Annotated in this window: 1 protein-coding gene; it reads right to left on the bottom strand. The window is 75.2% G+C overall.

Annotated features, from left to right (window positions below; translation table 11 throughout):
* Positions 1 to 5 precede the first annotated feature (5 nt).
* Positions 6 to 1000 (bottom strand): aminotransferase class III-fold pyridoxal phosphate-dependent enzyme (locus tag AC5LUJ_RS05720; protein WP_493464583.1); only part of this gene is annotated, 995 nt, incomplete at its 5' end.

Genomic DNA, 1000 nt, shown 5'->3' with positions numbered 1-1000 from the left:
GGGCCTCACCGGGGTGGGGAGGCTGCCGCGGTGAGGGCGTCGGCGAGGATGGCCAGTACCCGGTCGGCCTCGGCGTCGGTGATGGTCAGCGGCGGGAGCAGCCGCACCACCGCGTCGTGGCGCCCGCCGAGCTCGACGATCAGGCCCCGGGCCAGGCACTCGGCCCGGACACGGGCGGCCAGGTGCGGGTCTGCCGGCCGGGCGCCGAGGGCGTCCGGGCCGGCGTCGGGGTCGACCACCTCCAGGCCGATCATGAGCCCGCGCCCGCGGACGTCGCCCACGCAGGGCCGGCCCGCGGCGATTGTCCGCAGGTCGGCCAGCATCCGGGCACCGGCCTCGGCGGCGCGCAGATCCAGGGCTTCGGAGCGGACGAAACGCAGGGTGGCGACGCCGGCGGCCATCGCGAGCTGGTTGCCGCGGAACGTGCCGGTGTGTGCGCCGGGAGCCCAGCCGTCCAGCTCCTCCCGGTAGGCGATGACGGCCAGCGGCAGGCCGCCGCCGATCGCCTTCGACATGACGATGACGTCCGGGATGATGCCGCTGTGCTCGCCGGCCCAGAACGTGCCCGTGCGCCCTACCCCGGTCTGGACCTCGTCGAGGATCAGGGGGATGCCCCGCTCGGCGGTGATCCGGCGGATCGCCCGCAGCCAGTCGTCGGGCGCGGGCACCACCCCGCCCTCGCCCTGCACGGCTTCGACGATCATCGCGGCGGGCCGGGCCACCCCGCCGCACGGGTCGTCCAGGAGCCGTTCGATGTACTGGGCGGACAGCCGCGCGCCGTCCGGGCAGTCCCCGTCGGTGGCGCCCACGCCGAACGGGCAGCGGTAGGGGTACGGGTAGGGCAGCCGCACGACCGTGCCCACCGGCCGGAGGCGTTCCTTGATCGTGACGTTCCCGGTGACGGCGAGCGCACCAGCTGTCATGCCGTGGTAGCCGCCGGTGAACGCCAGCAGCGTGTCGTTCCCGGTGACTGTCTGGGTCAGCTTGAGCGCGGCCTCGA

The sequence above is a fragment of the Protofrankia sp. CiP1_Cm_nod3 genome (assembly GCF_982290655.1).
The sequence above is the reverse complement of the archived record's forward strand: the minus strand, read 5'-3'. Positions and strand labels throughout refer to the sequence as shown.